Source organism: Nodularia sp. UHCC 0506, from assembly GCF_034931045.1.
GTDB lineage: Bacteria > Cyanobacteriota > Cyanobacteriia > Cyanobacteriales > Nostocaceae > Nodularia.
The window spans coordinates 10,090-34,643 of sequence record NZ_JAYGHH010000042.1; the positions used below are offsets into that span (position 1 = coordinate 10,090).

General features: G+C 38.1%; 18 protein-coding genes and 1 tRNA gene. 9 read left to right on the forward strand and 10 right to left on the reverse strand.

The features are described 5' to 3' along the window. Both VB654_RS19135 and VB654_RS19140 read right to left on the reverse strand, forming a co-directional pair. On the reverse strand, nt 1-1,893 hold a 1,893-nt coding region (locus VB654_RS19135; RefSeq protein WP_323215389.1), incomplete at its 3' end, for a heavy metal translocating P-type ATPase. A gap of 153 nt (nt 1,894-2,046) precedes the next feature. Beyond that, on the reverse strand, nt 2,047-2,241 hold the full coding sequence (locus VB654_RS19140; RefSeq protein WP_271919606.1) for a heavy-metal-associated domain-containing protein: 195 nt from the start codon (nt 2,239-2,241) through the stop codon (nt 2,047-2,049). A gap of 888 nt (nt 2,242-3,129) precedes the next feature. On the opposite strand from VB654_RS19140, the gene VB654_RS19145 reads away from it, so the two are divergent. After that, a complete protein-coding gene (locus VB654_RS19145; RefSeq protein WP_323215390.1) occupies nt 3,130-3,993 on the forward strand; it encodes a DUF6671 family protein in 864 nt (287 codons plus the stop codon). A gap of 1,054 nt (nt 3,994-5,047) precedes the next feature. Here the strand turns inward: VB654_RS19145 and VB654_RS19150 are convergent. From VB654_RS19150 to VB654_RS19160, 3 genes are all read right to left on the reverse strand, one after another. Next, the gene (locus VB654_RS19150; RefSeq protein ID WP_323215391.1) at nt 5,048-6,580 is read right to left on the reverse strand and encodes a response regulator; all 1,533 of its coding nucleotides are present in this window, start codon (nt 6,578-6,580) and stop codon (nt 5,048-5,050) included. An 11-nt stretch (nt 6,581-6,591) separates the two neighbouring features. Next, nucleotides 6,592-8,352, reverse strand: coding sequence for a PAS domain S-box protein (locus VB654_RS19155; protein ID WP_323215392.1), 1,761 nt, complete (start codon nt 8,350-8,352; stop codon nt 6,592-6,594). A gap of 464 nt (nt 8,353-8,816) precedes the next feature. After that, on the reverse strand, nt 8,817-9,593 hold the full coding sequence (locus VB654_RS19160) for an SDR family oxidoreductase (RefSeq protein WP_323215393.1): 777 nt from the start codon (nt 9,591-9,593) through the stop codon (nt 8,817-8,819). Between the two features lie 375 nt (nt 9,594-9,968). Between VB654_RS19160 and VB654_RS19165 the strand changes: the two genes are divergently transcribed. Continuing rightward, nucleotides 9,969-10,042 (forward strand) — tRNA-Val (locus VB654_RS19165). Nucleotides 10,043-10,498: 456 nt separating this feature from the next. Here VB654_RS19165 and VB654_RS19170 read toward each other — a convergent pair. Next, nucleotides 10,499-10,705, reverse strand: coding sequence for a hypothetical protein (locus VB654_RS19170; protein WP_323215394.1), 207 nt, complete (start codon nt 10,703-10,705; stop codon nt 10,499-10,501). Nucleotides 10,706-10,934: 229 nt separating this feature from the next. Here VB654_RS19170 and VB654_RS19175 point away from each other — a divergent pair, with 229 nt between their 5' ends. The 3 genes from VB654_RS19175 to VB654_RS19185 all read left to right on the forward strand — a co-directional run bounded on the left by VB654_RS19175 (nt 10,935) and on the right by VB654_RS19185 (nt 14,109). Further along, nucleotides 10,935-13,094 (forward strand): Tex family protein, encoded by a 2,160-nt coding sequence (locus VB654_RS19175; protein ID WP_323215395.1) that lies wholly within the window; start codon nt 10,935-10,937, stop codon nt 13,092-13,094. A 353-nt stretch (nt 13,095-13,447) separates the two neighbouring features. Further along, entirely contained in the window at nt 13,448-13,849 is a 402-nt protein-coding gene (locus VB654_RS19180) for a phage holin family protein (RefSeq protein WP_323215396.1), read from the forward strand. Nucleotides 13,850-13,917: 68 nt separating this feature from the next. Next, nucleotides 13,918-14,109, forward strand: coding sequence for a YqaE/Pmp3 family membrane protein (locus tag VB654_RS19185; protein WP_323215397.1), 192 nt, complete (start codon nt 13,918-13,920; stop codon nt 14,107-14,109). A 97-nt stretch (nt 14,110-14,206) separates the two neighbouring features. Here VB654_RS19185 and VB654_RS19190 read toward each other — a convergent pair whose 3' ends face one another. Further along, nucleotides 14,207-15,007, reverse strand: a complete 801-nt coding sequence (locus tag VB654_RS19190) for a histidine kinase (protein ID WP_323215398.1) — start codon at nt 15,005-15,007, stop codon at nt 14,207-14,209. Between the two features lie 271 nt (nt 15,008-15,278). Between VB654_RS19190 and VB654_RS19195 the strand changes: the two genes are divergently transcribed. Next, on the forward strand, nt 15,279-15,503 hold the full coding sequence (locus VB654_RS19195) for a hypothetical protein (RefSeq protein WP_323215399.1): 225 nt from the start codon (nt 15,279-15,281) through the stop codon (nt 15,501-15,503). 114 nt (nt 15,504-15,617) lie between these two features. On the opposite strand, the gene VB654_RS19200 is transcribed toward VB654_RS19195, so the two are convergent. After that, the gene (locus VB654_RS19200; protein WP_323215400.1) at nt 15,618-16,484 is read right to left on the reverse strand and encodes a hypothetical protein; all 867 of its coding nucleotides are present in this window, start codon (nt 16,482-16,484) and stop codon (nt 15,618-15,620) included. Nucleotides 16,485-17,212: 728 nt separating this feature from the next. On the opposite strand from VB654_RS19200, the gene VB654_RS19205 reads away from it, so the two are divergent. The 3 genes from VB654_RS19205 (at nt 17,213) to VB654_RS19215 (ending at nt 22,203) form a co-directional block, all read left to right on the forward strand. Beyond that, entirely contained in the window at nt 17,213-18,268 is a 1,056-nt protein-coding gene (locus VB654_RS19205) for a DUF1350 family protein (RefSeq protein WP_323215401.1), read from the forward strand. Nucleotides 18,269-18,493: 225 nt separating this feature from the next. Continuing rightward, nucleotides 18,494-21,115 (forward strand): leucine--tRNA ligase, encoded by a 2,622-nt coding sequence (gene leuS, locus VB654_RS19210; RefSeq protein ID WP_323215402.1) that lies wholly within the window; start codon nt 18,494-18,496, stop codon nt 21,113-21,115. 74 nt (nt 21,116-21,189) lie between these two features. Next, complete coding sequence (locus VB654_RS19215; RefSeq protein WP_323215403.1) at nt 21,190-22,203, forward strand: site-specific DNA-methyltransferase; 1,014 nt, start codon at nt 21,190-21,192, stop codon at nt 22,201-22,203. A gap of 1 nt (nt 22,204) precedes the next feature. Here the strand turns inward: VB654_RS19215 and VB654_RS19220 are convergent, their stop codons facing one another. Next, the gene (locus VB654_RS19220) at nt 22,205-22,903 is read right to left on the reverse strand and encodes a hypothetical protein (RefSeq protein ID WP_323215404.1); all 699 of its coding nucleotides are present in this window, start codon (nt 22,901-22,903) and stop codon (nt 22,205-22,207) included. 39 nt (nt 22,904-22,942) lie between these two features. Next, a complete protein-coding gene (locus tag VB654_RS19225; protein ID WP_323215405.1) occupies nt 22,943-24,217 on the reverse strand; it encodes a hypothetical protein in 1,275 nt (424 codons plus the stop codon). Nucleotides 24,218-24,554 lie beyond the last annotated feature (337 nt).

The following is a 24,554-nucleotide window of genomic DNA, read 5'->3' on the forward strand; positions in this document are numbered from 1 at the left end:
CGGGGAGTTTAGCCCGGATTGCAGAGACTCGATCAGTGCGGCTTTTTGGTCGGGGCGCACCTCTGAAAACACTCGCTGGATGCCGACTTGTTGAGCGATCGCTTCCGCAGTTTGGCGATTGTCTCCGGTTAAAATAACTACTTCTAAACCCAATTTTTGCAGTGTTTTTACTGCTGCTGCTGAGGAAGGTTTCAGAGCATCGGCAATACCCATAACTCCTTGAATATCGCCATCTACGGCAATTAGAATTACTGTTTTAGCCGCAGTTTCCCAAGCATCTTTATACTGCTGGAGACTATCAGTATTGATTCCCAGTTCTGACATCCAGCGTTGAGTGCCAATTTGCACCAAGCGGTCTGAAACCACAGCTTGCACACCACTACCTGCAACAGCTGCAAAGTTATTCGCCTCAGTTAAACTCACCTCTTGAGATTGGGCATATTTTACCACAGCTTCAGCCAAGGGATGCTCAGAATTGCGTTCTACAGAAGCCGCCAACTGTAACAGCTTCAGTTCATTGTGATGGGCTGTACCGTTGACAGAAACAAAATCTGTAACTGTGGGTTTTCCTTCAGTTAACGTCCCAGTTTTATCGAGAACAATGATTTGGATTTTGTGTGCTAATTCTAAGCTTTGAGCATCTTTAATTAAAATGCCATTTTCCGCCCCTTTACCAGTCCCCACCATAATTGAAGTTGGAGTAGCTAAACCCAAAGCACAGGGACAAGCGATAATTAATACCCCCACCGTTGTCATCATGGCTAGGGTAAAGTTACCCATAAAATTAAACCAAATCACAAAAGTGGCGATCGCGATCGCAATTACAACAGGTACAAACCAGCCTGTAACTTGATCGGCCAATCTTTGAATTGGCGCTTTAGAACCTTGGGCTTGCTGCACGAGTTTCACGATTTGCGCCAAAAACGTATCATTTCCCACCCGTGTTGCCCGAAACTGGAAACTACCAGTTTTGTTAATCGTCGCCCCAATCACCTCATCCCCTGGCTGCTTCTGCACTGGTAGACTTTCACCTGTTACCATCGCCTCATCCACCGTAGAAACACCAGTAATCACCTCACCATCTACCGGAATTTTTTCCCCAGGGCGCACCAAAATCAGATCATTGATAGCAACTTCCGTAATGGGAATATCCATTTCCACACCATCACGAATAACTTTGGCATTTTTGGGTTGTAGTCCAATAAGTTTATGAATAGCTTCCGAAGTTTTGCCCCTAGCGCGATTTTCTAACAATCGCCCCAGCAAAATTAAAGCAATCACAATCACCGAAACTTCATAATACACATGAGGTATTAAACCCTGAGCCATAAAAAATCTAGGAAAGAGAGTAACAAACACAGAATAGAGAAATGCTGCACTTGTCCCCACAGCCATCAGAGTATCCATCGTTGCTGTATGACGTTTCAGGGCTTTCCAACCATTCACGTAAAAAGTCCAACCACACCAGAATTGTACAGGTATAGTCAACACCAACTGCACCCAATAATTATGGAGAAATGCCGGAATAAACGGCACATTTAGTCCAGTCATCATGGGTATGGAACCGACAAACATGATAATACCGATGACACCCCCCACAATCACCTTGCGGGTAATTTCCCTTTCTTCCGCTAATTTACTTGCTTTTTCGGCTTCATCTTCACCAGCTAGGATGTCTTTTTGGGGTAAATAAGAAGAGTATCCCGCCGCATCAATAGCGGTTTGAATTGTCTTTAAATCAGTGCGTTTTTGGTCATAATTAATGGTAGCCTGTTCAGCACCAAAGTTAACATTACAGTCAATCACACCTGGAACCAAGCGAATTGCTTGATCGATGTTATTCGCACAGGAGGCGCAACTCATACCTCGGAGCTTGAGTGTGAGAGTATCCATAATAAGTAAACCAATTTGACTGATATTAGGTATGAAGCAGAAGTTACACTGAACAGCTAAAACACATCTCGTTTGCATAATCAGACTCTTGTGGGGGAGGGCAAAGATGCCCGCCCATGTTACGCAAATTCAATGTGGAACAGCCGAACAGATTTAAGCCACTGGATAGCCAGCCGCCGCTAAAGCATCCTTAATGGCAGTTTCTGATGCTTGAGTATCTACACTCACAAATTTGGTTTGTGGATCAGCCTGAATAGTAGCATTGGCATCAACTGTTTTAACTGCATTAGTAATATTGGTTGCACAAGCAGAACAAGCCATATTCGGAACTGTCAGTTTGAGTGTCATAGATTTACGGTATGGAATAAAAGAACTATCAAAACCCAGCTTGTATCTGCTCAATTGCAGCCTGCAAAGCTAACTCAGCCATCTTTCGGGGTTGTCGTCGTGAATCCTCATTTTGATGGCTGGAGGGGTTAATTTCGTCTGTAGTCAGCGATTAAGTTTGACTTTTGCTGACTCTGGTGGAAATTTACATTATTATATTTATCCTAAACTCTCTAGCCAACAAGAGAGTCTATCATAGTTTACAAAACTTAACACTTTGCGGAAGTCCCAGTATAATAACTGGAGAAAAAATTCAAATATTAGAAATTACTGTTACAGTCTTCACTAGAGACACGAAATATCTTAAAACCGATATAAATTAACTAACCCTTTAAAGGAAAAAGGCTTGGATAAACCAAGCCCTTATGTATACCAAGCATTTACTACACCAATAGTAATTTAACTTTTCTATGCCTTTAGTTCATCCTCCTAAAGAATGTGTGCAAATAGTCTAAAAGCTGATAAGAACATAATTTGTTGCATCATGAAAAAAGGTTTGGTTATCAACCAAACCTCAATTATTGCTGTGCTTAACAACGTACTATTTTATAATCTTAAATGCCTATTCTTATGGTTCATCTTTCTTGGGTTAGAGTTTACCAGAAGCAATTGAACAAATTTTCTCAGCTTGATGGTATTCGTAATTGATTTGGTCATTCACCCAATCAATGACAACCTGACCTACAGTTCCTATCCCTTTTTGGAGCGTTCGCGTAGTGTCTCGTAGAGAAGCGACTTAACTGCTGTTATCCACTCCCAATTGCTGCACTTGCTTGCCAGTGATTGGCAATTATCCCAAAATACTTGTGTAAACCGCGATTTATTTTTATGAATTTAAGAAGGTAAACAATGAAACAACATTTCTTATTTACTAACCGCATAGCCGTGTTAGCAACAATGCACCAAAAAGAAAAAGCGATCGCTCCGATTTTAGAAGCAGAATTAGGCATTCATGTTACCGTGCCTCAAAATTTTAATACAGATAGTTTCGGTACATTTACAAGAAAAATTAAACGGATAAATACTCAAATTGCAACGGCTAGATTAAAAGCGGAAAAAGCATTAGAATTGACAGGTGAAACTCTAGTAATAGCGAGCGAAGGTAGTTTTGCACCTCACCCTAGTACACCTTTTATGGCTAGTAATAGAGAAATTGTCATTATTTTAGATAAAAAACATAATTTAGAAATAATTGGAGAAGAATTTTCCATAGAAACTAATCATAATCATATAGTTGTGGAAAGTGTAGAACAGGCATTAGAGTTTGCTGATAAAATAGGCTTTCCTGAACATGGTTTGGTAGTTATGTTTAGTGAATATCCGCCATCTAGCCAACAAATTATTCAAGGCATTATTACACCAGAACAACTTGTAGAATCTGTAAATTATGTGCTGGAAAATTCACCAACAGGTAAAGCACATCTGGAAACAGATATGCGGGCAATGTATAACCCTACACGCATGAATAATATCGCCAAAGCTACTCAAGATTTGGTCAGAAAAATTAACAGTCTTTGTCCAAAATGTTCTGCCCCTGGTTTTGCAATTACCCAAAAAATTCCGGGTTTACCTTGTGCAATCTGCCATTCTCCAACTCTTTTAACGCTAACTGTGATTTATCAATGTCAAAAATGCGGTTTTAGTCAACAAAAACCATTTCCCCATACAAGTCAATATGCTGATCCGGCACAATGTATGTATTGCAATCCTTAATATTATTGGTTTTATGGGTTCTGCCTTCAACTGGGTTTTACCGCCCATTGTGCGAGTGTTCAAAGCACGGCATTCCAAAATTGAATTAAATTAAAAACGCCTGCTCAATTGTCACTAAATTGGGGATTGGGATCTTGTACAAATCTGTTACTTACATCTAGACAGAAAAGACATATTTGCAAAAGTGGGATGCTCCCATTTTCTCTTACAAAGTACGAAAAAGGCTTGAGCAAAAGCCAAGCCCTTATATACCAGGTGTTTACCATATCTAGATAATTTATATATAAACTCATATCATTTCATCTGTCTTAAAGTTGTATACAAATATTTGTAAATATGATAGCAAGTTTTATGTATAGATATATAAATAAGTATCTCTAATAATTTTATTCATACCTTGGTCAGATGTTATCTAACTGTCATAGATATTTGGCTATGCTCACTTTGTGATCAAAAATAAAACCCTGGATTTGATTCCAGGGTAGATATGTTTTTCTGGCATTAAGGAATTGAATAATAACACGAAAAAATTTGGTTTACATCCCTATTGATATACAGGAAATCAATTTAGTTAGTGATAAGAGGCAAATTTTTAGTCAATTGTTCAAAAATCTAGTTAATCTCTAATTTGACAACATACAAAATAGGCTTGACTATTAGCCAAACCTATAAATACCAAGAGTTTACCATATCTCGTGATTTTAATTATCATAATATTCAACTTCATCTATCTATAGGCTATAGCTAGAATTATTTAAATTTGATAGCAACCTATCTATACCTCTGGAAGTATGAAAAGGTTTAGCCAAATACTAAACCTCCATAAAAAGCAGTTATTAGACATACCAAAATTAATTTTAAGCTACTATTTGTTAGGATCATCTACCTACAGGATGTATCCAAATATATGAAAAGATGATACGGGATTACATGGACAAAATTTGCAGTTAATAAAACCTATGATTATTTTTATTGCTAAGTTGAAATTATTTTTTAACATTGTCCATAAGGACTTATTTTATACTCACAAACTGGTTTTTCTTAGATAAATTCTCTAACTGGTAGTAACAACTAAATCATTAAATATGAGCCTGAAAGTTGTCCATCCTTCTCTGCTTTCAACTTGAATTATTCCTTGGAGTTGTTCCACTAACTTCTGCACTATAGATAATCCTAATCCTGTACCACCTTGATTCCAAAGGTCAGCATTAGGGAGGCGATAAAATTTATCAAAAATTCGCGGTAATTCTGCTGTGGGAATTTCTAAGGAATTACGAATAGTGATGATAGTTTTTGGGGGTGTTTCGGCAGAATTGTGATCTACACTTAAGATAATTTCACCACCAGCAGGAGTATATTTGCAGGCATTATTGAGTAATTCTGCTAAAATTCGCTCTAAGCTAATACCATCTGAGAACAGCGACGGTAGATTTGAGGGCAAATTTAACTGTAAAGTTTGCTGATGTTCCTGAACACGGACTTGAAACGGCTCAATTACCCAAGGTATAAACTGTTCCAAGAGCAAAACATCTGGGGTAATTAATGGACAGGCTTGGGCTTCTAAGCGTTGTAAGTCTAGTAAATCATTAATTAAGGCCATTTCGCGATCGCACTCATTTTCCAGCATTTCCAAATAGTGCTGACTTGCTTCAGGTGTGATAGACATTTGTAACATTTGAATTATCACCTTCATATTGCTTAGAGGCGATCGCAATTCATGGGAAAATAAATTTAAAAACTCATTTTTGAGTTGATTAATTTCTGCTAATTGCGCTACAATCTGTTCTTGCTCAACTTGCTTTTGATGAGCCTCTATTGCTTGTTTGCGCTCAGTAATGTCTCGAAAAATTAATACTGCACCTGTAATCCGATCTTGTTCATCTTTAATTGGTGCAGCACTGTCATCAATGGGAGTTTCTACACCATTTTTAGCAATCAGAATAGTTTCTGGGGGTAAACTAACGATAGTCCCAGCTTGTAAGACTTTTTTTAATGGACTTTCTACAGGTTCATGAGTTTCTGCATGAGCAATATTGAATACTTCCGATGAAATTCTCCCCCAAGCATCTTCTTGTTTCCAACCTGTCAGATTTTCAGCCACAGGATTCATAAAAGTTATCAATTCTTCAAAGTCGCTAGAAATTACACCATCGCTGATGCTATTCAGGAGCATAGATAACCATTTTTGATTTGTTTTTAATTGCTTTTCTAGCTTATGTTTAGTCAGGGCTATTTCAATATTTATTTGTAGCTCTCTTTCTTTAAAAGGTTTGAGTAAATATCCAAAAGGCTCAGTTACTTTTGCCCTATCTAAAGTTTTATCATCAGCATAAGCTGTAAGATAAATTATGGGAATATCTAAATATTTGTGAATTTCATGAGCCGCTTCTATACCGTCTATATGTCCTTTCAATCTAATATCCATTAACACTAAATCTGGACAAATTTCTCTAGACTTATTAATTGCTTCCTGTCCTGAAGAAGCAATAGCAGAAACTACATAACCGAATTTTTGCAGCCGATTACGTAAATCTTTGGCAACAATAGCTTCATCTTCTACTATTATAATTTTTGTATTTGTCATCATGTAATCAAAATTTATACTAAGGGAAAGTCTATTTGAAATTCTACTCCAATATTGCTCTTAATTGTGATATTTCCTGAGAGTTGATCGCTTAAAGCCTCTATTAGTTCCCAACCTAATGACGCTGTATTTTGAAAATCAAAGTTTGATGGTAAACCAATACCATTATCCCTAACTATCAGTGAAATATAATTTTCCAAACTATGTTTTATTTCAATGTTAATTTCACCTGACATACCTCCATAAAATGCGTGTTTTAAGGAATTAGAAACAAGTTCATGGATAATTAAACTAAAAGGAATTGCTGTATCTAAACCTAATAAAATACCATTATCAATATGAATATTTATAGAAATGACATTTGTATTTAATTCATAGCAAGTACATAAACTCGATACTAAATCTTGAACATAATTATTTAGGTTTATTTTGGCTAAATCTGGTGATTGACACATTTTTTCATGAACTAAAGCCATTGATGCGATGCGCTGCTGACTTTGCTGGAATATTGCCATATCGTTGGCATCTTCGATATATGCAGATTGCAAATTTAGTAAACTAGAAATTACCTGTAAATTGTTTTTCACTCGATGGTAAATTTCTTTTAACAACACTTCTTTTTCTAAAAGTGATGCTTGAATTTGCTTCTGTGACTGCTTGCGATCGCTAATATCTTCGACCACAGAAATAAAATAATTTGGTTCACCAGAAGATTCGCGCATTAAAGATACAGTGAGATTGACCCAGACAATAGCACCATTTTTACGAAAATAGCGTTTTTCTAGAGAATAATTTTCAATTTCACCAGCTAAAACCTGGTTAACATAATTGAGATCAATATCAAGATCATCTGGATGGGTAATATCCTGGAAAGTTAACAACTCTAGTTCTTGGGATGTGTATCCAACAATATCGCAAAGCTTCTGATTTACCAATAACCATTGTCCATTTGTGCCTACATGAGCAATCCCAACAGCCGCTTGATGAAATGCTGCTCGAAATTGCCGTTCGCTTTCTCTCAATGCGTTCTCGATTCGCTGGCGTTCAGTGATTTCTATTTGTAGTGAATTGTTGATTTGTATTAACTCTATTGTCCGTTGTTCAACTATAGTTTCTAGTCGCTCTAGTAGGTTGCTTAAATTCTCCTCTGCTTGCTTGCGCTCAGTAATGTCAGTATGTGAACCCACCATACGTACTACATTATCATTTTCATCCCACAGAGCTTGACCCCGATCCAAAACCCATTTGTAAGTACCGTTTTTACATAAAACTCGATGCTCGTTAATGTAAAACGGTGTTATCTTGGAGAAATGATTTTCAATTGCTTTGATGACGGTATCAAGGTCATCTGGATGTACCCGTGCTATACGTTCATTTAAATTATTGGAAATTTCGTGTTCTTCATAACCAAGCATTTCTTTCCAACGTGTTGATAAAAAAACCTCATTGGTTTTTACATTCCAATCCCAAATACCATCATTATTGCCACGTAAGGCTAACTCCCAGCGTTCCTCAGTTTCTCTTAGCACTTCTTCAGTATGTTTACGTATCGCAATTTCCTTTGCTAGTTGGCAGTTTGCCGCCTTTAATCTACGAGCATGACTAGGCAAAGCCAGTGCTTTAGGTATTAATGAGAATAGTTCTATAGCTGTCAAAACAGACACAAAAGCCGTAATAGCTTTGATTAAACCCGATAGCCAATAAGTAGGATACCAAAGTGTCCACACATCCATTATATGGGTTGTACCGCAAGCAACAATAAATGTGCTAAACATCAAGAATATTACCCCGAAAGGGACATCTCTTCGTTTGCGGACAAAGTAGACCAGCATAACTGGAATAGAAAAGTAGGCAAGAGCAGTTAACGAATCAGAAAGAACGTGTAACCAGACCAATCCTGGTTTCCAAAGAAAGCAGTGTCCGTGAGGAATAAACTGGCTAGGAAAAAAAAATTATCTAAAAGTTCCATAAAAAACCTGTTTACGGTGGCATTTGCTGAAAAACGAAACTTAAATACATTTTATAGTTGAATTCCCACAGGATACCTGTGTTTAGGGAGTTTTGGTTGGTTTTTAGTTTTTCAGGTGATCATGTAAAATTTGTTGTTATTAATATAACCTGTTATCTTGATTGTGTTCACAGTAATATTCTTGGATTGATTGTTCTAAAGAATACAAAAAATCACAAGAGCAATTTCACCTATTTATCAATTTAGTATGTTTGGTATATGAAGATTTTTTTAAATTTTAAAATGTCTGGCTAACATATTCAATAGGATTTTACGTGGTACTAATCGAGCCAATGTACTTCTAATTTGAGTTTTAATGTCACCCATAACCAGTGTTGGTTGATGATTTGCTAAAGCCTTTAATGATTCACGCACAACTTCTTCAGAGGAATAAGCCTTATTTGTATTTCCTGCTAAAGCTATCGGAAAGTTAGCTTCAACAAAAAAATTAGTTTCTATAGGCCCTGGACAGGTAGCTAGAATACGAACTCCATAGGGGCGATTTTCTGCCCAAAGTGCTTCACTGAAACTGAGAATAAAAGCTTTACTGGCAGCATACACAGAAAGATAGGGTATTGGTTGAAATGCCGTAATCGAAGATACGTTAATAATGCCACCGGAATGGCGTTGCCGCATCAGAGGCAAAAACTTATGGGTTAAATCTACCAATGCTAAAATGTTGAGTTGGATAATTTTTATTTGCCGTTCTCTGTCACTTTCGGTAAAATCACCATAGTCACCAAAACCAGCATTATTAATTAATAAGTCAATGGTTAAGCCCTTGCTTTTAGTAGTATTAAACACGTCGGTAGTTGCATCAGGATCTGTGAGGTCTTTCACTATAACATCTACTTGAATTTGGTATTGCTCTTGTAGTTGTTTTGCTAGTTGATTAAGTTTATCTTCAGAACGAGAAACTAGAACCAGGTTTGTTTTTCGTGCAGCTAATTCTTGAGCGAAGGCTTTACCAATACCACTAGATGCACCAGTTATTAAAGCAGTTAACATTCTCAATATTTAAATATATATTATCAATATTATAAGTTTTTAAAATAGTTTCTACAAGTTTTAACTATTCAGTCTTATTAATTAAATGCAATAAAAAACACTCAGTATTTACTTAAAACTATATAGACACCTAAGAAAGTAATGCACAGATAGGAAGAAAGCACACTCCAGGAAATCGGAGTTTATCAAAGTTTCTGCGCCAGTCTTGCTAGGATATTTTTCTTGGTGAGGATTGCAAATTTAGTCTCAGCCAAGGTACAAATACTACTGTTAGCAGATCAGAACAGTCCACTGTGTATCTATGTTCTGGCTGCTTGCAAATTAATATTTGCTTTACTGTGAGATATATGTTATGTTAGATATTCTTGTGGTTAAGGACGTATAGCTCAGTTGGTTAGAGCGCTACGTTGACATCGTAGAGGTCCCCCGTTCGAGTCGGGGTACGTCCATTTTAATCAGTTAACGGTGATCACGTCGATTTATTCAGGTATTTCGATCTAATTAAGGCACTTCCAAAAAATAAATTATCCAAATCAACTAGCGCATACCGCAGAGACGCAGAGTACACAGAGTTATGAGGGTTTGAGAGGTTTTTTGCATGAGGTGATTGAGTATTTTTTTACTTGTAAGTCTCTAATAGCAGAAGTGCGTTGAAAGGGACTGTAAGATTTATACAGCTTTTTGTAGATGACGCTAAAATTGCTGGTGTTATTGAATCCGAGTATGAAATGCCAAAATTACCTTTCTTTTTGTTTCTACCTTTGCACCTAACGTACTTCGTACTTCGCTGATGCGTCTTTGCGCGAAAAAAAATTCTTATTGTAAATCAGCAACGCCGATACTTTTAATACTACTATAAATTATGCGATCGCCAAAAGCAAGGCGTAGCAAATCATATTTTAAACTTAATTTTTCAATAAAAACTTGTCTGTGCTGACCAGAACTACAATTAACAGCACTAGCTTAAATTGCCAAGGCGCTAATACTAAACTTAAAATTAGACTGATAATCGTAAACAAACTGATCAGATAAGCGATTTCACCATCACACTTTTTAGATACATAGCCGATAGCTAAACCAGTACAGAGTGGAATCAAAAAAAATAAGTGCATATTTACTATCCTCGTAACTAAAATACAAAAATGGATAAAAGCAGACGCAAACTGTTTTTATAATTGTTCCTAATTATACAACTAAGTAGATTTAATGAAAAATCTCTGTGGTTAATTAACCGCCTAGATTTTTGCTTAATCTAGTAATTAAGTAAACCCTTAGTGCTATTCCTGAGTGGACGATCTAGCATATTACATTTAGGACTCATCTTTTTAAATTAAACACCCGATGCTGAATATTTCTCAACTACTGGCGACAGAATTAAACCTCAAACCCCATCAAATCGAAAACGCGTTAGAACTTTTAGCCGAAGGTGCGACCGTTCCCTTTATTGCACGTTACCGCAAAGAGCGCACTGGGGAAATGAATGAAGTTCAACTGCGTGACCTGTTTGAGCGCTATGCTTATTTAACAGAGTTGGCTGAACGGAAATCGGTAATTTTAAATGCGATCGCGGAACAAGGTAAACTCACAGATGAACTCAAAGCCAAAATTGTAGCCTGTTTACAAAAAACCGAACTGGAAGATTTATACCTTCCCTATCGACCAAAACGCCGTACCCGCGCCACCATAGCCAGAGAAAAGGGTTTAGAACCTTTAGCCAATTTCATTAAGTCGCTAAATGTTCCAAATGCTGCAACAGCCTCGCTGGAAGAAGCAGCAGCCAAGTATGTTTCTGAGAATCAAGGAGTTAAAACAGCACAAGAAGCGCTCAAAGGTGCTGCGGATATTTTAGCAGAAGAAGTAGCAGAAAAAGCCGAATTACGGGCATATCTGCGTGATTACTTGCTCGCTGAGGGGGTATTTGTCTCTCATATCAAAAAAGATCATCCCGAAGGGACAACTAAATTTGAAATGTACCGTAACTATCAAATTCGGGTGAGAAATATTGCACCCCATAATCTTCTGGCGTTGTGTCGCGGTGAAGCAGAGGGAGTATTAAACTATGAAATTGCTTTTGATGAAGATGTGGTACTTGATTATCTGGAATCCAAGGAAATTACAGCGAAAGTGCGGATAATTCGCGATTTTTATCAGGGGATGCTCAAAGACGCATTTAATCGGCTGATGAAAACTTCCATTATCGGTGAGGTGATTTCTCAGAAAAAAACCTATGCTGATATGGAGTCAATTAAAACCTTTGAAGCCAATTTGCGAGAATTACTATTATCTGCACCAGCCGGAATGAAACCCACACTGGCTATAGACCCTGGCTTTAGAACTGGGTGTAAAGTGGCGGTACTCGACCAAACCGGACAATTTTTAGAATACCAAGCGGTTTTTCCGCATCAAGCGGCTGAACAACGCGCCAAAGCTGCACAAACTATTAAAAATTTGATTGAAAAATATCAGATTTCCTTAATTGCAATTGGTAATGGTACAGCTTCCCGTGAAACAGATGAGTTTGTAGCGCAGATATTACCAGCCATCGACCGCAAACCGGTTAAAGTCATGGTAAATGAGTCTGGCGCATCGATATATTCTGCGAGTAAAGTGGCGTTAGAAGAGTTTCCCCATTTAGATATTACCGTGCGTGGTGCAATTAGTATCGGTCGCCGTTTACAAGACCCTTTGGCGGAACTGGTGAAAATTGACCCGAAATCTATCGGTGTGGGACAATATCAGCATGACGTTGACCAAAAGTTGCTGAAAAAGAAACTAGATGAGACTGTAGAAAGTTGCGTGAATTATGTCGGTGTGGACTTAAACACGGCTTCTAAGGAACTTTTGACCTTTGTTTCGGGAATTACGGCTACGGTGGCTAATAACATTGTTGCTTATCGCAACGAGCATGGAGTCTTTAAGAACCGCCGACAATTGTTAAAGGTAGCTAAATTGGGGCCGAAGGCGTTTGAACAAGCGGCGGGTTTTCTGCGAATTCGTGGCGGTGATAACCCTTTAGATAATACAGCAGTGCATCCCGAAAGTTATGCTCTCGTGCAGGCGATCGCAGCTGATTTAAATGTATCCTTAAATCAAGTCACCGAAATAGCCGAAAAACTCAAAAAAACCAACCTCAAAAAATACGTCACTGATAGCATAGGCGAACCCACACTGCGCGACATCATCAGCGAACTAGACAAACCAGGAAGAGACCCCCGTGCAGAATTTAAATATGCCACCTTTAGAGAAGGAATCAAAGAAATTAGCGATTTAGAGGTGGGAATGGAATTAGAGGGAATTGTTACAAACGTAGCTAACTTTGGTGCATTTGTTGATATTGGCGTACATCAAGATGGCTTAGTACATATTTCCCAACTAGCTGATAAATTTGTAGATGACCCTCAAAAAATCGTCAAAGTAGGACAAGTTGTAAAAATTCGGGTATTGGAAATTAACGAAAAATTGAAACGGATTAGTTTGTCGATGAAAGCCGTTAAACAATAAGAGAACTTTTCTATCTTGGTAGTAATATATAGGGTTTCCTAGTTTAGTGAAGTAGTAAGAACCCTACCCCCAACCCCCTCCAGTGCAAGCGAAGAGGGGGCTATGATATTTATATGTTAGGGCTTGCTGAATAAATGTAAAACCCAGATAAATCAAAGGTTTGAGGGTTCCCTGTTCCTGCCTCCACTAAGGCACTCTATGCGAACAGCAAACCCTAACTACGGACTAAAAATAATCAGCCAAATGGTAGAAGCATAATCTATCTTCAAATAGATGTAAAAATCTAAAGTTTATTGGAGAATAGTACAAGACTCGTAAAGAATCTATTTTTTATTTATTAGTAGGTAAACACGATGTGGGCAACATTTCTCACCGCCATAGCTACAGCCTTGAGCTTGTTAATTGTCGATTTAGTTGTACCCGGTGTCAACATTGCTAATTTTCCAGCAGCTATGATTGCGGCTTTAGTAATTGGTTTGATTAATGGTTCAGTTAAACCAATACTTTCCACTCTTTCTTTACCGCTTAACTTTCTGACATTAGGGGCATTTTCGCTAATAGTTAACGGTTTTTGTTTCTGGTTAGCAGCAGCGTTGGTTCCTGGGTTTGCAGTTCGTGGACTTCTAGCATTTTTCTTAGGGCCAGTGATTCTATCTTTTGCCAGCACCTTCATTAACAATTATTTTGCTGAAAGAAATCCTGCCTTAAACAGCAGTAGTGATGTAAATACCCAAGGCGAATTACCTTCTAGATAGGTATTATTAGCTGAATTACTTTCATTCAGCATTCTCACAAAAATGTAATTAAACAAAATCACCAAATCATGAAAATACTTCGGTTACTTTTAGGTTTATTATTACCTCCTGTGGGTGTTTTTCTGACAGTCGGCGCTGGGCCAACTTTATTGATTAACATTCTACTGACGCTTCTAGGTTGGCTTCCCGGTAGCATCCATGCAGTTTGGGTTATTGCCAAGCATGAAGAACAAATGAATACAGAAAGAGGAAGTTACTAAAATTGTCTGTGTCAACAAAGTTTGTAGTGAGGACTTTAGTCCTCTAAAAAGGGTAAAACCCTTACTACAAGCTTATTTAATTTTTACCTGATATAGCCTACTTCTTAGTAAGTTCCTCATGTTTATCAGCAGGCTCTTTATCTTTGAACATATCAGCCGTTGATAGCAGCAACTCCCGTAAAGTTTGTTTAATTTGACGCTCTTTTTTAGCTATAGCCGAACCAGCTTCACCTAGTTTATCTTCTAACTGCGATCGCTTCTCGTCTACTTGTGTAGCAACAGCTTCAGCTTGTGGGCGAGTTTGATCATACCAGTGTTTTGCCTCATCGATATAATCTTTAACCTCACCGTCCCTGCCGCCGTAACGTGCCGCCAAATTTGCGCGAATAATAGATAGTTGTGCTTGTAATTGTGCGTAACGTTTCTTTAATAAAGAGACTTCTTCGCTATCTTTAATGGCATTAATAGCAGAAGCGATCGCATTTTTAGTATCATCAGTTTTATCTTTGCCAGTTTCTTCAATTTCTGCTAAAATACCATCAACTTCTTGCTGAATTTGTTCCTCTTCATTCTCTAATTGAGCTTGCAGCTTTTTCACTTCCTGCTGAGTTTTGGCAATAGACTCGTGTCTTTTACTGTTCACACCTTCTAGCGCCCCTTCAATTGATGCTGTTACTTCTTCCCTAATTTCCGCACCTTTGTCTTGAAAATTTTCAATTACAGCAGAAACCGCATCTTTTACCAAATAACGAATTTCACTAGAACCTGCTTTCAACTCTGAACTTAGCTGAGAAACAGCAGATTTAACAATTTCACGAATTCTTGCAGTTCTTAACTGTCCAGTTTCTTTAACTTGTTTCAAATCAGTTTGGATTTGTTCTTTGATGTTGTTAGGCATTTGCCACCTTTCCTATTTAGCTAAAGGGATAAATTCTTCTAGACATTATCTTCCATCTACATTATGGTTGATGGCTTTATAAATAGAAACTTCCTTTAGATAGAAAAGCAAAATAATTAAATATTACAGCAGATGACTTATTCCGTTTGAATCAAATAGACCAGGGTGGTCAGAATGCCTACCCCACAAAATTTATCATCTTACATATCTAAAAAATAGGTGTAACCTTTGTGAGATAATAGGTATTAATAGCTAGAAAATGAGATGAATTATGTGGCGGGTTAATGTAACTTGTTCTGGTGATGCTTGGAAACAACATGGTGCTAATTTCAAATCCATGTCAGACAAGTATCAAGGCGAGTGTATTTCTTCTAAGAAAATGCCAGACGGGACGCGAATCATGGGATATAAAATAGAAGATGTCAGCGATGCTGAGGCTTTTCAGGAAGAGTGTGCAAACTTAGCTGGATTTACGGCTGATTTTGAATCTTTGTAAAACTGCCCGTAACCCTAGTTAATTCCAGCACACATTAAATGCTGAATCCTAGCAAAGTTACTAGAATTCAGCAAAAGCTATTATGAAAAAACTCTATTCAATGATTTATGTACTTTAAGCACCAGCCTGACTAAGTTCTTGTAAATCATCTGCAAAGTTACCGTTAGCCTCAGTAAATTCTCGCTGATTATTCACAAGATTGCCGTTTGGCTCTATATTCTGTATTTGATTGTTTGTCAGATTACTACCCTGAAAGCGCTCCAGAAAGATGTATAGCATACGCTTCTGTTCTTCGACGCTAAGTTCAGCTATCTGTTCAACCATTGGTTCGTTAATGATATCACCAAGAAAACCTGGATTTGCTTCGATAGCTTTGAAGATGCGTTCCCGATTAGGTAAAGAAAGTGCAGATACTGAAGTGATATTAGTAGGATGGAGAGTAACTTCAGAACCCCCTGTTGCCAACGGTAGGCTGTATGCAAGCTGGTCAAAATCACCCATTGCTGGTGGGGTTAAGTTTCCTTGGGGTAAGAAAGTTCCTCGCTGCTGGGCTGACAGCAACAGAGTTCTTGCGTTATTTGTCCCAACTTGGGATGCTGAAACAATCCTGAGCCTAACGTAGCCTCGAATTTCAGTATTTTGGTTACTGATTACTCCCGGCTGTGTAATATCTGGTTGCAGTAGAAATAGTCCTGTATCTAACGCCGGCAGGTTAAAAGTGTAACTACGTACACATGGGAGGATAGTTCCCGCAATTAGTGGAGCGTTTGTATCATCGACATCCCAGAATGCAAGTAGCGGACTGGAATTAAAGTTAGGAGTGCGAGCTTTAAATGTCAGTTGAATTTGCAAATTGCTCAAACTAGGGTTAGAGATTGTCAGGAAATAGCCTTGAATAACAGTGCGATTCGGTGATGTGGGGCTATCAACAATGGGCTTGACTAGCAGCTCGTAATTGGAAACATTAATAGTGGAAACCATTTTGATACCTTATTAATAGACAACAGTAGAATTAGTCAGGATAAGAAGAAAATTTTGCTAAATTCTCAACAAAATATTCCATACTTTTCCTTGATGTTCTGGGTTTTAATGCCCTCACTGACTACATACGTCAATCAAGATATTTTTATGCACTATCCGCAAGCTCGCTCTAAAAAAATGTATTAATAAATGACTGATGACTGAGGTACAGTCGCTAACTAAGCTGTCTAAGAAATTTCTCAGGGATGCCATTAGAGCAGGGGAACTAGAAGCCAAAGTGATTGCTAAATTTTTTTGAATTCAAAATTTAAAATTCAAAATGAAGAAGAAATAATTTTTAATTAGAGCATTCGCGTAGCGTCTCGTAAAGAAGCGACTTGACGGATTAAAAACAGAGACTTGGATGAGTACACTAATTAGCTGCTTTGAAATTTGCCAAACAGCCATGGGGTAGAATTTCGGGATTTTTAGTAGTGGTGATTTGTGGCGGTATTTGTTGGTAAAAATATCTGAATGTGTACCGAATAAAAACTCAAACTATTTCTATGTAGTGGCGATTTGCTTTACCGAGGACTTACAGATAGTGCATAAAAGCATCTTGACTGACGTATGTAGTCATTAAGGGCATTAAACAATAGATTTTTTGCCTTAATACCAATAATCAAATTGTTGTTCTCAGGCAGTAAAACAACAAGATTTTGTTATGTATTCACCAAATTAGAAAGACCATGAAATCAAAAATGAAATTTCAACCAGTTTCTCACAGTTGGGTTGCTCTACATCCCCAACCAAAAGGAGTCATTCAATTTATTGGTGGGGCTTTTTTTGGTACATTTGTCCCTATGCTGTTTTATCGATATTTATTGAAAACTTTATTCGAACAGCAGTATACAATCATTATTCTTCCCTTCAATTTCACCTTTAATCATTATGAAGAAGCAGGTTTTCTCATTAGAGAACAATATGAAATTATCCCGGAAATTGTCAGGAGGTCTAAATTTTTAGGTTACAATTATCAAACTTACCTAAATGATACTAACTTCTCATGGATAGGTCATAGTATTGGCTGTAAATATATTTCTCTCTTGGAAGGATTTACTGCTCTACCTACTGAACCGGAAGAACTAGAGAAATTCATTCGTCAGTTGGTCTTAGAAACCTCAAATACATCAAATCAGCAAAAAAATGAGCATAAAATCAAAAGCATATTTACAGATTTAGAGCTATTAATTAATGACATTCAACAAAAACGGGAAAAAACCATCCAACTGGTGAAATACTACCTCAATCAAGATATTGATTCTCAGATTTTAGTCTCAGATGCTCCAAAAGTTACAATTAAAAGTATCTTTATTAAGGGACAAGCATCTATATTATTAGCTCCTGTGAATACAGGTCTTGAGAGTGCTATTAAACCTAAATTTTTAGCTGAGTTAATTAAGAAGATTGGGTTCGATGTCAAACCAACGCCTAAAGAAACTTACGCCTTAATCAAGGATAGTAATTTATTTAATTTAATGGCTATATTACGCTGGAAATCAGATAATATTGCTCGTGGTACTTGTGATTGGTTTATTAATACTTTAAGAAAACCACCGCAAGATTTTTGGCAAGAATTACCTGGTGGACATTTACGCCCTCTAGGTATACAGATAGGCAATTTTGTGATTAATTTTCCTGATACATTATCAATTCCGGTGATTGAATCAATTCCCAAACGTACCGCCGGATTTGAATCTCATGTAATTCAATTGCTTAAAGATTTGTCTATAAAAAAGCAGTAACAAGAATTGAGATGAATATTCAGGGATAGAAATGGAAACAAGAGCGAAACTGCTGTTCGTGGTAGCACCATCATATCAAGCGCGATCGCTTATTTACTCAAACCCCTACCAAAACACGAAATTGTGCTTTTAATTGAATATCCCTGTTTTTCATCAACTCAATGCAGTGTCTAGCATCTACAATATGTAAGCAGACACGATTACAGTCCCGTAGGAGAATTTTTGGTGGATTCCCGATATAACCCAGCAGACATTGAGGAAAAATGGCAACAAACATGGGCAGAACTTGGCTTAGATAAGACACCTGCGAATAGTCACAAGCCCAAATTCTACGCTCTTTCCATGTTCCCCTACCCATCGGGCAGCCTCCACATGGGTCATGTCCGTAATTATACAATTACTGATGTGATTGCACGCCTCAAGCGAATGCAAGGGTATAGGGTACTGCACCCAATGGGTTGGGATGCCTTTGGTTTACCAGCAGAAAACGCCGCCATTGATAGAGGAGTTCCCCCAGCCAAGTGGACTTATCAAAATATTGCCCAAATGCGACAGCAATTACAGCGTTTGGGTTTGGCTATCGACTGGGACAGCGAACTTGCCACTTGTTCACCAGACTATTACAAATGGACACAATGGATTTTCTTACAGTTCTGGCAAGCTGGGTTAGCTTATCAAAAAGAAGCAGCCGTTAACTGGGACCCCGTTGACCAAACTGTAATCGCCAACGAGCAAGTTGATAACGAAGGACGTTCTTGGCGTAGTGGGGCAAAAGTTGAGCGTAAACTATTACGGCAATGGTTTTTAAAGATTACCGACTACGCCGAAGAATTGCTCAATGACTTAGAGAAATTAACAGGTTGGCCGGAACGGGTCAAGTTAATGCAGGCTAATTGGATTGGTAAATCCACAGGCGCTTATTTAGAATTTCCCGTAGTCGGGATGGATGAAAAAATCCCGGTCTACACCACACGCCCAGATACAGTTTATGGTGTGAGCTATTTGGTCTTAGCACCAGAACATCCTTTAACTCAGGTTGTCACCACCAAAGAACAAAAAACTGCCGTAACAGCCTTTATTCAAGAAATTTCTCAACAAAGCGAGTTAGAACGAACCGCCGAAGACAAACCAAAGCGGGGTATCCCCACTGGTGGCAAAGTCATCAACCCCTTTAGTGGGGAAGAAGTACCCATCTGGATTGCCGATTATGTATTGTATGAATATGGTACTGGGGCAGTCATGGGTGTACCTGCTCATGATGTGCGAGATTTTAAATTTGCCCGTGTTTATAACTTACCCATTGAGTTTGTAATTGCTGCCCCTGAAGATGTGGCAGATTTTGACTTAACACCAACATCAGAAACAGATGAAATCACCAAACTGATTAAAGTTGAATATAACGAAGCATACACAGAACCAGGAATTTTAATTAATTCTGGCTCCTTTACTGGCATGAATTCCCCAGATGCCAAAGCCGCTATCATTAAATATGCTGAAGAACAAAATTTTGGTAAACTGCGAATCCAATATCGATTGCGAGATTGGTTAATTTCCCGACAACGCTATTGGGGCGCACCCATCCCAGTCATTCACTGCCCAAATTGTGGAATAGTTCCAGTTCCAGATGAAGATTTGCCAGTTAAGTTACCCGAAGAAGTGGAATTAACTGGACGTGGTGGCTCACCTTTGACTCAATTAGAGAGTTGGGTAAATGTCCCCTGTCCGACTTGCGGCACTCCAGCGCAGCGAGAAACCGATACAATGGATACCTTCATTGATTCCTCGTGGTATTTCTTGCGCTATCCCGATGCACAAAATGAACAACAGGTTTTTGACCCAGGCAAAACTAATGACTGGATGCCAGTAGACCAGTATGTTGGTGGAATTGAACACGCCATTTTACACTTGTTGTATTCCAGATTCTTTACTAAAGTGCTGCGGGATAGAGGTTTATTAAACTTTGATGAACCCTTTCAACGCCTGTTAACTCAAGGTATGGTACAGGGTTTAACTTACATGAATCCCAATAAGGGCGGTAAAGATAAATGGGTTCCCTCTAATTTGGTGAATTCCGCCGACCCCCGCGACCCCCAAACAGGGGAACCATTACAACGCCTCTATGCCACCATGTCAAAATCTAAGGGTAATGGTGTAGCACCAGAAGACGTAATTAGTAAGTATGGTGTAGACACGGCGCGGATGTTCATCTTGTTCAAAGCACCCCCAGAAAAAGATTTAGAGTGGGATGAAGCCGATGTCGAAGGGCAATTTCGCTTTTTAAATCGGGTATGGCGTTTGGTGACAGATTATGCTAGGGCTGGAGTATCACGCCAGAAAGCCCAACTCTCTGATTTAAGTAAGCCAGAAAAGGAATTACGGCGGGCAATTCACACGGCTATTCAAGCTGTCACAGAAGATTTAGAAGATGAATATCAATTCAATACAGCCGTTTCCGAATTGATGAAATTAAGTAATGCCCTAACTGATGCCGACTGCAACAATTCACCAATTTATGCTGAAGGTATTCAGACTTTAGTGATGATGTTAGCTCCTTTTGCCCCACACATTGCAGACGAATTATGGCAGTCATTAGGTAATAGTAATTCCATTCACACTCAAACTTGGCCATCTTTTGACCCTGCGGCTTTGGTAGCTGATGAAATTACTTTGGTAATTCAGATTAACGGCAAAAAACGTGCCGATATTGAAGTTCCCGCACAAGCCAATAAAGCAGAGTTAGAAAAGTACGCCCGTGAATCTGAATTAGTTCAACGTTACATTGAAGGAAAGGAAATTAAAAAGGTAATTGTGGTTCCTGGTAGGTTGGTGAATTTTGTAGTCGTTTAAAAAACCAAAAGATCCCCGACTTCTTCAATAAATCGGGGATCTGATATCTCGAATAGTTAAAAAACTAGTTAAGGATGAAGGTTCCAGAATCAGAGGATAAAGTACGAAAGATAGCCAGTCAGGAACATAATAATTATCTGGCTGAAGGAATGACACTGCACAAAGCCACCCAGTCGGTTCCGTCTTCACTATTACAAAGTTTTTCTGAAGATTTGAAGTGTAAACTTTCAATTAAACAAAAACTTTTAGAAACACAACTATTTCAAGTTTTAGGTAGTCCATTTTATGCTGACAATGGATTTATTCTTTATAACTGTGATTCAACAGATTTTTTACACAAACTTAGTTTAACTAATATCAATATTGATTTAACTATCACCTCTCCACCCTATAACATTGGCAAAGAATATGAAACACCAATGTCTGTAGACGAATATGTAGAATTTTGTTCTCAATGGATGTCTAAAATTTATGAAATTACCAAACCTGATGGGGCTTTTTGGTTAAATGTGGGGCATTTTCAAGTTCCCAACAAAGGATTATGTGTACCTATACCTTATTTATTATGGGATAAGTCACCATTCTATTTACTCCAAGAGGTTGTATGGCAATATGGTGCTGGTATTTCCACAAAATATCGTCTTAGTCCACGTAACGAAAAATGGCTTTTTTATGTGAAGGATTCTCAGAGGTATACATTCAATTTAGATGACATTCGTGATCCGAATGTGAAATATCCCCATCAGAAAAAGAATGGCAAATATAGATGTAATCCTCTGGGTAAAAATCCTTCTGATGTTTGGGAGTTTCCCAAAATTACTACAGGTAACAAACGCAGTTCAAGGGAACGGACTGGACACCCAGCACAGTTCCCTTTAGGTATTGTTGAGAAAGTGGTCAAAGCCTCATCAAATCAAGTTGAAGTAGTGCTTGACCCCTTTGCCGGTTCTGGTTCTACTGGTATAGCAGCAGCAGGACTAGGACGGATATTTTTAGGCTTTGAAATTAAATCTGATTACTGCACAATGGCAGTTAATAGATTTAAAGCATTTCAGATAGCAAGAAAGAATTTTTCAGCACAGGCATAAATTACTTTGGACTCAAAGTAGCTCTTAATTGCCTAAGTAGATTACCAATTCCCACAAATTGGGGGTCTTTTGATAGTTTTTGAAGAGCTTCAGAATTACTGTCTATGACAATCTTGTTAAAAATATTGATCGTAGTATTCAACTTATTGATATCTATATCTGGATTGTTTACTTGATCAACAAAGACTGTGTATCCTGATGAACATTCAGTGCTAGAAACTATATTTAATTGTTCCTCTTGTCCAGGCGCGCTTCCATCTGATTTTGTTCTACCTAAACCCCATAAAGAACCAACAAGTGATTCTACAGATGAGGGTGATGCCCCAGCACTTAGTATACAAGCATAGAGTTGATTTGCCGCTTCTTCTGAATTGGCTCCATCTCGCAAGACAGAGGCAGCAATTGGAGCGAGGGTATTATTAGCTGCAATTTGGCTCAATAAATTCCTAGCAGCTTCATTCAAATTATTTCTAGTTTGTTCTGATAGATTCAGAAATTTGTCCCTAATTTGAACATTAGTTCCAGGTAAGGGTCGAATAGGTTGAATAGGTCTGAAAGTATCACCAGATGAAGAAGGGGAATCTTCGCTACCGCCTGAAATAACTTGGGGACCAGCATAGGCTGTGTAAGGCGTACCCGCTAGATAAGTGAATAAAGTTAATGCTAGAGCTAAAGAGAGAGAGAGATTTTGTTTCTTCATTGTCTTTATTTTTGATTAAATTTCCCGAAAAATCAGTTATTAAAATCTGAAACTGTATCCTCCACTCAGCGAGAAACCAGCACCAGTATCCAGATTATCAGTAATATCTACAAACAGAGTGTTGATCACGATAGGTATCTTTTTGAAAGGAACAAAAGACGCACCCATATTGAGACGATTTCCTGTCCAGCTACTGACTAGGGAGACTTGAGGAGTAACTCTCAAGCCTAAACTGGCAAAAAGATTCATTGCATTTGTATCTGCTTCTATTGCACCTTTAGAACGAAAAACACCACTACCAAAACCTACAGAAGTAGTTAAAGGTAAAATGTTTTCAGGGTTATCTGGTTGTAGTGGAAATGATTTAGTAAATACTCCATAGATGGTTTCTTTAGTTCCGCTCACATCTCCCCATTTAACCGGATTTGACCAACCAACAGCTACGGCTGAACCATCGCCTAAATATCTATGTAGTTTGAAACCAACACCGCCACTATCGCCAAAATCAAAACCGTCACCACCACCCCCCGCACTGGTAATGTTGATATTGACTTCTAATCCTACAGATTCAACCTCATCTCCCAACCCAAAACCAAGAGAAAAGGAACCATCTACCCTATCTTTATTTTCATCGAAAGGGAAATATAAGCCACCACCAATATATGCTTGTCCTTGACTAGCACCATAAGCAGAAGGAGTGCCAGCAGTGGAACCAGGAGTAGCTGTGGGCAGGTCAACGACTGTTGTGATGGGATCAACTAAAAGTTCTTGACGTAATTTATCAGTCTCGCTAAAAGTGTCGCCCGCAGGTGATGAAGAGTCTATTTGTGCCAATATGTGAGTTGGCTCTTGTACTTGCTCTTTTAAAGGCAAATCAATATTGATTTGTTGAGCTAACTTATAGTTACTTTCTAACTGCTCTGGAGATTTCAGGGAAAAATTGTCTATGGAAAAAGAATTGTTGAATGTTTCAGGCTCAACGTTAGCAGTCAAACTGTGACTAATACTTACGGTCTTAATTTCAGTGGGATTGCTACTTTCTTTCGATGCCAACAATCTTTGCTGTAAGCTAATATTTGGCTGTGAATTAAGTTCAGATACTATCGAAGATGCTTTGAGGTTTTGGGACGCACTCAATTGAGGCTGTGGATTTTCAGCAACCACATTATCAGCAGCAATTGCTGATTGGATGGAAATTACTGTCAATAGGAGAAGGAAATTTATGGAAATTGTCCCTAATTTCCAGTAAGCATAATTGGCACTAATAAGTTGAGAAACACCACGAGCATTGATAATTTGTTGTATTTTTTTCATCAAACATTCCTTTTGTCACAAAATTTACACATAACATTTACACGCAAAATTTACCAATTTTAGAAATAGTAATATTACGGTAATGTCACCAATTAAGCTAGTAAAACAGTAAAATGCAGGTCATTAAGTTATGTCAGACTTCATCTAGTACCGCAAGGATGTAGATTTGTCAAACTGGTTCCGGACAAATACTTCATGATGGCAAAGGTATATAAAAAGCCAGGCCTGATAGTAACTAGATAGAATCGCTTTACACAAACATATACAGGAGTTGATAGACATATCCGTACAATACCGAAAATATGACAAAATCAACAGTTTTGAAATGTTTGAATAA